The sequence below is a fragment of the Actinomadura sp. NPDC049382 genome, from assembly GCF_040677125.1.
GTDB classification, from domain to species: domain Bacteria; phylum Actinomycetota; class Actinomycetes; order Streptosporangiales; family Streptosporangiaceae; genus Spirillospora; species Spirillospora geliboluensis.
In genome coordinates, this window is the sequence record NZ_JBFARO010000217.1 from 1 (window position 1) to 8,260 (window position 8,260).

The 8,260-nt window shown below is 74.1% G+C and carries 10 protein-coding genes; 3 read left to right on the plus strand and 7 right to left on the minus strand.

Features of this window, described 5'->3' with window-relative positions:
- Nucleotides 1-100: 100 nt before the first annotated feature.
- The 7 genes from AB0K34_RS45360 to AB0K34_RS45390 all read right to left on the minus strand — a co-directional run bounded on the left by AB0K34_RS45360 (nt 101) and on the right by AB0K34_RS45390 (nt 6,334).
- The gene (locus tag AB0K34_RS45360; protein WP_138638896.1) at nt 101-742 is read right to left on the minus strand and encodes a choice-of-anchor P family protein; all 642 of its coding nucleotides are present in this window, start codon (nt 740-742) and stop codon (nt 101-103) included.
- Between the two features lie 55 nt (nt 743-797).
- A complete protein-coding gene (locus AB0K34_RS45365; protein ID WP_364554717.1) occupies nt 798-1,631 on the minus strand; it encodes a L,D-transpeptidase in 834 nt (277 codons plus the stop codon).
- 143 nt (nt 1,632-1,774) lie between these two features.
- Complete coding sequence (locus AB0K34_RS45370) at nt 1,775-2,251, minus strand: MarR family transcriptional regulator (RefSeq protein ID WP_138638898.1); 477 nt, start codon at nt 2,249-2,251, stop codon at nt 1,775-1,777.
- Nucleotides 2,252-2,335: 84 nt separating this feature from the next.
- The gene (locus AB0K34_RS45375; RefSeq protein WP_138638899.1) at nt 2,336-2,773 is read right to left on the minus strand and encodes a response regulator; all 438 of its coding nucleotides are present in this window, start codon (nt 2,771-2,773) and stop codon (nt 2,336-2,338) included.
- On the minus strand, nt 2,770-4,479 hold the full coding sequence (locus AB0K34_RS45380) for an ATP-binding protein (protein WP_364554720.1): 1,710 nt from the start codon (nt 4,477-4,479) through the stop codon (nt 2,770-2,772). The genes AB0K34_RS45375 and AB0K34_RS45380 overlap by 4 nt, the downstream gene beginning before the upstream one ends.
- Complete coding sequence (locus AB0K34_RS45385; protein ID WP_301176756.1) at nt 4,479-5,675, minus strand: fused response regulator/phosphatase; 1,197 nt, start codon at nt 5,673-5,675, stop codon at nt 4,479-4,481. The genes AB0K34_RS45380 and AB0K34_RS45385 overlap by 1 nt, the downstream gene beginning before the upstream one ends.
- A gap of 110 nt (nt 5,676-5,785) precedes the next feature.
- Entirely contained in the window at nt 5,786-6,334 is a 549-nt protein-coding gene (locus AB0K34_RS45390; protein ID WP_301176757.1) for a CGNR zinc finger domain-containing protein, read from the minus strand.
- An 85-nt stretch (nt 6,335-6,419) separates the two neighbouring features.
- Between AB0K34_RS45390 and AB0K34_RS45395 the strand changes: the two genes are divergently transcribed.
- From AB0K34_RS45395 to AB0K34_RS45405, 3 genes are all read left to right on the plus strand, one after another.
- On the plus strand, nt 6,420-7,307 hold the full coding sequence (locus AB0K34_RS45395) for an alpha/beta hydrolase (protein WP_364554722.1): 888 nt from the start codon (nt 6,420-6,422) through the stop codon (nt 7,305-7,307).
- Nucleotides 7,308-7,426: 119 nt separating this feature from the next.
- Nucleotides 7,427-7,981 carry a sigma-70 family RNA polymerase sigma factor gene (locus tag AB0K34_RS45400; protein WP_301176773.1) on the plus strand — a complete coding sequence of 185 codons (555 nt, stop codon included), beginning with the start codon at nt 7,427-7,429 and terminating at the stop codon, nt 7,979-7,981.
- On the plus strand, nt 7,978-8,260 hold a 283-nt coding region (locus tag AB0K34_RS45405; protein WP_364554724.1), incomplete at its 3' end, for a hypothetical protein. The genes AB0K34_RS45400 and AB0K34_RS45405, both read left to right, overlap by 4 nt.

The window sequence follows — 8,260 nt, forward strand, 5'->3', positions numbered from 1 at the left end:
CCACAGACGCAGCGTCTCCCGGTTGACACCCAGATCCCTGGCCACCGACGCATACGTCCGCGACGGATCCGCCGTCACCCGGGCCGGGTCGTGGCCGCCGTCAGCCGGTGACCGGGATGTCGTGCTCGACGGGCGTCGGCGCGGGCGCCTCCTTCGGCGCGCGCGCCGGGGCGCCGCGGCCGCAGGTGGCGGACGCGACCCGGAGCGTGCCCTTGTCGCGGGGCAGCGCCAGCTCCATCGCGGTGACGGCGAGCCGGCCGTCCGCGGTGCGCTGCTGCTTGTTGAGGATCAGCGCCGTCCGGCCGACGCCGTCCACGTCGACCGGGATGGTGGTGTTCGGCGGCGGCGAGGCGTCCAGCCGCTTGCCCGCGAGGACGGCGCGGCCGAGGTGCGCGGAGCCGCGGCCGTCGACGCACTTGGCCGACACGGCGCTGGCGAGCAGGTCCGCGGACGGGACGGCGAGCCGCGTGACGGTCGAGCGGGCGCGGGACGGCGAGGCGCTGACGTGCAGGGCCTCCGCGTCGGCGAGGTCGGTGTGGTTCTCCCGCAGGAGTCTCTTGTTGACCTCCTCGGTGGTGGACGAGACGGCCGGCACCGGCGGGACCGTGATCGGCCCGGTGATCGCCAGCCCGTACGCGGACCCCTCGCCCGCGGGGGCGGTGGCGGCCTGCGCCGGGACGGCCGCGAGCCCGCCGGCGAGCAGGCCGGCGGCGAGGCAGCTGACGACATGGCGGTGACGCATGGGTGTGCTCCGATTCTGGAAAGGTACTCGTTGAGGTTGGTCGAGCGGGGTCTGGTCAGGCGGTGATGAGCACCGGCGAGCCGAGCGGCACGCGGGACAGCGCCTTCAGCGCGTCCGCCGGCACCCGCACGCAGCCGTGCGTGACGGCCTTGCCGAACACGGAGGCGTCGGGCCAGCCGTGCAGGGCGACGGTGCCGGGCCCGCCGCCGAAGGTGTCCAGGGTCGCCGAGTGGGTGCCGAGCGGCAGGACGAGCGGGCTCGGCGTCTTCTTCCCCGGCAGGACCGAGGCCATGATGAACGTCCGGCCGGCCGGCGTCGGGGTCTTGGCGCCGCCGACCGCGACCGTCCACCGGCCCGCGCGGCGCCCCGACTTCAGCAGCGTGAGCTGCCGCTTCGCGACCTCGACCCGGACGGTGTAGGGCGTGCGCGCGGTGCGCAGCCCGGTGCCGGCGAGCCAGCCGCTCGCCCGGTTGGGACGGCTCGGCAGCAGCACGCGCCGCCACTCGCCGGAGGTCTCCACCACGGGCACCCAGGTGGGGCCGCCCAGTTGGGTGGCGGGCAGGGTCGCGATGCGGCGCCCGCCGGGCCGGTCGAACACCGGGGCGGGCCCGGTCGGGTGGACGACGGTGCCGTCGGTGCCGCCCGTGCCGGCGGCGCGGCCGCCCGGTGCCGCGTCCTCGGGCGCGCCGCGGACGGTGGTGAACGTGGTGGCCTCGGGGACCTTGGCGGCGCCCGTGCCGGTGCCGGCGCTCGGGCCGGCGCTCCGCTCGCCGGCGGACGCCGTGCGGTGCTGGGCGGCGCCGCCGCATCCGCCGAGCAGCAGCACGGCGGCGGCCGCGCCGAGCAGCGCGGCGTGACGGGAGTACCGCGGAGCGTTAGTGGTCGCCATGGGCCGGGATATTAGTAGTGGCGAAGGCGGTCGTACCGAGAATGGCGAAAAAGAACGGCGAGCCGCCATTGCAATTAGCAATAAGCCGCGATTTAGTGGGTGTGTTGCGGAGGGTTGCGACTTACTCAAATAAAGCGGACAGGTCAGGCGAGCATGGAGAGCGAGCCGTCCTCGCCGTCCCGCCTGGAGGCCGCCTCGTGGAACTCCGTGAGCCCCCACAGCAGCGCCGCGCGCGCGGAGGCCGGCATCTGGGCCAGCACCCGGGTGAGCTCCGCCTGCCGCCGCTCCCGGAGCCGGCCGACCAGCGCCCGCCCGTCCGCGCTCAGCCGCACGGTCACCTCCCGGCGGTCGCGGCCGGAGTCGCGGGCCAGCAGACCGGACGCCTCCAGCCGGTCGCACAGCCGGCTCGCCGAGGACACCAGCGCGCCCAGCTCGCCCGCCAGGCTGCTGATGTTGACCGGGCCGCGCTCCAGCACGAGCAGCGCGCGCAGCTGCGTGGACGGAACGGGCACGTCGGGGGCGTTGTGGGGCCGGGACCAGACGTTCATGAGAGTGGCGGCCACGTCGTCCAGGGCCGCCGCAGTGGACTCCGCGGCTCCCTCACCCGGCGTTCCGACCATGCCTCCCACTGTTACATAACGGTGCCCGGCACGGCACCCGGGCCCCTCCAGGCGCCGCGCCGGGCCTCGTCGGCGCACCGCGGGTCAGCGCGGCAGCTTCACCACCGTGACGAAGAAGTCGTCGATCCGGCGGACGACGGAGATGAACTGGTCGAAGTCGACCGGCTTGGTGACGTAGGCGTTCGCGTGCAGGTGGTAGCTGCGCAGGATGTCCTCGTCGGCCTCCGACGTGGTGAGCACGACGACCGGGATGCTCCGCAGGTCCTCGTCGGCCTTGATCTCGCCGAGCACCTCGCGGCCGTCCTTGCGCGGCAGGTTCAGGTCCAGCAGCACGAGGTCGGGACGGGGCGCGTCCGCGTACTCGCCCTCCCGGCGCAGGAACGCCATCGCCTGCTCGCCGTCGTTGACGACGCTGAGGGTGTTGTTCACCTTGTTGTGCTCGAACGCCTCGACGGTCAGCAGGACGTCACCGGGGTCGTCCTCGACGAGCAGAACCTCAATGGGACGCGGACCTTCGTTCATGCGTCGTCTCCGTTTGTGTCGTCGCCGTTGATGTCGTCTCCGTTGGTGAGGTGCGCGTGGGCCGGCAGGGTCCAGCGGAAGGTGGTGCCGGGCTCGCCGCCGCGGTCCGCGCCGTCGAGCCAGATGCGCCCGCCGTGGTACTCGACGATCTTCTTGCAGAGCGCCAGGCCGATGCCCGTGCCGGTGTACTCGTCCCGCGGATGCAGCCGCTGGAAGATCAGGAAGATCCGGTCGGCGTACCGGGGCTCCACGCCGATGCCGTTGTCGGCGCAGCGGAACTCCCACTCGTCGCCGGTGCGGCGGGCGTCGATGACCACCCGCGGCGGCACGCCCTCGCGCCGGAACTTGATGGCGTTGCCGAGAAGGTTCTGGAACAGCTGGGTCAGCTGGGTGCGGTCGCCGGACACGTGCGGCAGCTCCGCGACGTCCACCTCGGCGCCGGTCTCCTCGCGGAGCGTCGCCAGGTTGTCCAGGGCCTGCCGGGCGACCGCGCCGAGGTCGACCGACTCCTCGGGGCGCGCCATCCGGCCGACGCGGGAGAAGCTCAGCAGGTCGTTGATGAGCGCCTGCATGCGCTTGGCGCCGTCCACCGCGAACTCGATGTACTGCCGGCCGCGGTCGTCCAGCTGGTCCCCGTACCGGCGCTCGATCATCTGGCAGAAGCTCGCGACCTTGCGCAGCGGCTCCTGCAGGTCGTGGCTCGCGACGTAGGCGAACTGCTCCAGCTCGGAGTTGGAGCGGCGCAGCTCCGCGGTCTGCTCGTCGAGCAGCCGGGTCTTCTCCTCGCTGATCCGCCACTGCCGGATGATCCGGTCGCGCATCGCGTCGATGATCGCGGCCAGCTCGTTGATCTCGGCCGGGCCCGGCACGTCCAGCGGGTGCTCGAAGTCGCCCTGGGCCACGGCGCGGACGCGTCCGGTCAGGCCGGACACCGGGATCAGCACGGTGCGGCGCAGCAGCACGGCGAGCGCCAGCGCCGCCACGACGACCATGACGAGCGCGGCGACCGTCGACCACTGGGCCGCGCTCGCGCGGGACCGGACCTTCTCGGCGGCGCGGTCGTGCAGCTCGGTGAGGCCGATCTGCAGCGGGGTCATGTCGCCGCGCGCCTGGTTGAGCAGCCGGCGCGCCTCGCGGCTCGCGTCCGGGTCGATGCCCTGGCCGCCGGGCCCGGCGGCGATCCGGTCCGCGAAGGCGGCGCGCCACGCCGCGGAGTCGGCGGTGGCCTTGTCCAGGAGGCGGACGACGTCCCCGCTGTCCGGCACCCCGGCCAGCAGCCGGCGCATCCGCGCCGCGGCCTGCTCCTCCAGCCGCACGGCGTCGCGGTACCGGGCCACCTCCTCGGCGCCGCCGTCCTGCGCGTAGTCGCGGATCGCCATGTCCTGGCCCGTGACGGCGGTGGTGAGGCGGAACTGCTCCAGCGTCGCCGGGTCGACCTGGTTGATGAGGACGTCCCGCGCCTCGCGGCTCCCGAACAGGGCCGCCCCGGCCTGCGTGAACGCGGCCAGCAGGAGCACCGCGAGGACGAACGCGCCGATCTGGTAGATCCGGACGAGCCGGAGCCGGCCCATCCCGTGCCCCTCGGGCAAAGTGCCCGCGGGCATCACGACCGCCGGGCCGCTCATCCTCAGCTCTTGGGGGAAGCCGGAGGGCTGCTCGACGGCCTCCTGTGCGGCGGGCTCGGTGGAGGGCTTCTCGTCCGACATCAGCCGTCTCCCCGGCTCAGCAGCAGCACGGCCAGGTCGTCGGACAGGACACCGCCGTTCAACCGCTCGGCCTCCGCGATGAGGTCGTCGATGAGCACCTCGCCCCGCCGGCCCGCGTCGTGCGCGGTCTTCGCCAGCTCCACCAGCCCGGACAGGTCGAGGTACTCGCCGTCGCCGACCCGCCCCTCGATCAGGCCGTCGGTGTAGAGCAGCATCCCCCACGACTCGCCGAGGTCCAGGTCGAGGGCGGGCCAGTCGACGCCGGGGATCAGCCCGAGGGCGGGGCCGCGGGGCTCGTCCGGGACGACCTCGACGCCGCCCGGCCCGAAGAACAGCGGGCGCGGGTGCCCGGCCCGGTGCATCCGGGCGCTGCGCCGGTCCGGCGCGATCGTCAGCATGCACACGGTGGTGAAGATCTCCTCCCCCCATCGCTCGTGCTGCAGGACGGCGTCGAGCGTGTCCAGCAGCCGCGCGCCGGTGTGCCCGGCGAGGACGAGCGTCCGCCACGCCATGCGGAGCCGCACCCCGAGGGACGCCTCGTCCGCACCGTGCCCGCTGACGTCGCCGATGACCACGTGGACGGCGCCGTCGTCGGTCTGCACGGTGTCGTAGAAGTCGCCGCCGAGCAGGGCGCGGTCGCGTCCGGGACGGTAGCGGGTGTGGTGGCGCAGCGTTCCGTCGGTGAGGATCGGGACGGGCAGCAGGCCCCGCTCCAGCCGCGCGTTCTCCCGGCTCAGCGCGCGCGCCTCGACGAGCTGCCGCTCGGACTCGTCGGCGCGCTTGCGCTCGATCGCGTAGCTGATGGCGCGGGTGAGCAGCGCGCCGTCCACGTCCTGCTTGACGAGGTAGTCCTGGGCGCCGGCGGCGACGGCCTCGACGCCGACGTGGGCGTCGGCGAGGCCGGTCAGCACGAGCACGGCGGTGGCGGGCGCGTGGGTGCGCACCTGGTGGAGGGCGTCGAGGCCGCGCGCGTCGGGCAGCGACAGGTCGACGATGACGCACTGGATCTCGGGCCGGAGCGCGTCGAGCGCCTCCCGCAGCGTGGTCGCGACGGTGATCCGGACACCGGGCTGCGCCTCGGTGAGCAGCTCCTCGAACAGGAACGCGTCGCCGGGGTCGTCCTCGACGAGGAGGAGGTGCGGGGAGCCGGCCACGCCGAGGAGTCGCTCCGCACCGCGACTGTGCATCGCGGCCATGTCTCAGCTCCTTCGGTCGAGGCGCAACCGGATGGACCAGGGCGGGGGGTTTGGTTGTCGTCGAGCAAATATTAAGGGCACCCGGGTGACCGGTATGCACCAGCCACAACCTACTTGCGTCGTGCGTAGTAGCGCGCGACACGCTCGCGGTTTCCACAGCGGGCCGCCGAGCACCAGCGGCGGCGCGGATGCGCGGGCAGGAAGAGCAGGGTGCAGCCCGCCGCCTCGCACTGGCGGACGCGCCCGATCGCCGGGTCGGCGAGCAGGACCGCCGCAGCCTCGGCCAAGTGCGCGGCGAGCCGCGCGCCGTAGCGTCCGGGGCGCTCCGGGACCACGGTGACGGCCGTCCCGTCCCAGGCCGGGCGCTTGATCGCCGGGGCGCGGCGCTGGGCTTCGGCGAGGCCGTCGAGCGCGGCGCCGGGCGGCCGCTCGCCGCGCCGGGCGGGCTCGATGGCGGCGGCCGCGTGCTCCCGGACGGCGTGGACGGCCGCCAGGTCCGCCGAGGTGAGCGCCTCCGCGGGCTCCGGCACCCGGCCGTCTTCGAGGGCCAGCCAGGCGGCCAGGCCGTCGGCGGTGGCGATCAGGTCGCCGGTGGCCGGACGGGTGTTGAGCAGGTCCAGCGCGAGGGGCTCTCCGGTCAGCGGGACGGTGTCACTCATGCGGTTAATGCTACATCCGGCTGTTGACACATTAGATCGCACTCGGCTACATCTAATGCATCTTCAGCTCTAGGAGGCATGTGAAATGACCATCCCCACCCTCGCCCACACCGTGCACCGCCACCTCGACGTGGACGGGATCCGCGTCTTCTACCGCGAGTCGCTGCCCGCCGACTCCGACGCGCCCGTCCTGCTCCTGCTGCACGGCTTCCCGTCCGCGTCGCACCAGTTCCGGCGGCTGATCGACGTGCTCGGCACCCGCTACCGGCTGATCGCCCCGGACTATCCGGGGTTCGGGCACAGCGACGTCCCCGCGCCCGCGTCCGCCGGCGGGACGTTCGCCTACACCTTCGACGGCCTCGCCGACGTGATGGAGGGCTTCGTCGAGCGCCTCGGCCTGCGCCGCTTCGCCCTGTACATGTTCGACTTCGGCGCGCCCGTCGGCTTCCGGCTCGCGCTGCGGCACCCGGAGTGGATCGCGGGCCTCGTCGTCCAGAACGGCAACGCCTACGAGGAGGGCCTCTCGCCGGGCGCGCGGGACTTCATCGCGCTGCGTCCCGAGACGGAGGGTGCGGAGAAGGCCGTCCGCGACCTGCTGACGCCGCCCGCCACGCGCGGCCAGTACGAGGGCGGGACGACCGACCCCGAGCTCATCGCCCCCGACGGCTGGACCCTCGACCAGCACTTCCTCGACCTGCCAGGACGGACCAGGCCGCAGATCGACCTCGCCTTCGACTACCGCTCGAACGTCGAGCGGTACCCGGCCTGGCAGGCGTGGCTGCGCGAGCACACCCCGCCCGCCCTCATCGTGTGGGGGCGCGACGACATGTTCTTCCCCGAGCCCGGAGCTCGCGCCTACCTGCGCGACCTGCCGGACGCCGACCTGCACGTGTTCGACACCGGCCACTTCGCGCTGGAGGATCGGCTCGCCGAGATCGCTCCGCTGATCGCCCGTTTCCTCGATTCGCTCTGACCTTCCCCGATCCGCTGTAACAAGGCGGTCCGTCCGGCCACTACCTCGTGACATGAACACCTGGACGGACGGAGCAGCGGTGCCAGAAGACAGCGGCGGAGGGACGGGCGGTGACCGGCATGACCCCCGATGAGCGGCGCTTCACCGCGATCTACGACGCGTGCCGGCAGAACGTGTGGGCGTACGCCGCCGCGCGCGCCGGGCGGCAGGCGGCGGACGAGGTGGTGAGCGAGACGTTCGCGGTCGCGTGGCGGCGGCTCGCCGACGTCCCCGACCCGGCGCTGCCGTGGCTGCTCGGCGTCGCGCGGAACGTGCTCCGCGACGGCCACCGGGCGCAGGTGCGGCGCGAGACGTTCACGGCGGAGCTCGGCCGGTGGGCGGCCCGCCCGGCGGGCGACATCGCCGAGGACGTCGCCGAGCGGCTCGCCGTGCTGCGCGCGATGGCGGCGCTGCCGGAGGCAGACCGCGAGGTCCTGATCCTCGTCGCCTGGCAGGGGCTGACACCGCGCGAGGCGGCCAAGGTCGTCCGCTGCTCGCCCGCCGCGCTGCGGGTGCGGCTGCACCGGGCGCGGCGCCGGCTGCTCCGCGCGGCGGAGCAGGACACGGCCGGGGGCAGCCCGGCACGGGGCGGCACGCGGCCGCAGGTGGGGATCATCAGCGAGGAGATGACATGAGGGACGTTCTTCACACCCTGCGGCAGGCCAGGCCCGCCGAGCTGGACCCGGACCTGCCGGTCGGCGACGACGTCCGGCGCGCGGAGCTGACCCGCGCCATGGCGGCGGACCCCGGCGCGGCCGCGGCCGACGCGCGGGTCGCGCCGGAGCGGCGGCGGGTGCGCCCCGCGTGGGGGCTGAGCCTGGCCGGGGCGGTGGCCGCGGGGGCGATCGTCGCGGCGGCCGTCGTCACCCGCTCGAGGAAGCGGTCGAGGCCGCGGCCGACGTCGTCGAGGGTCT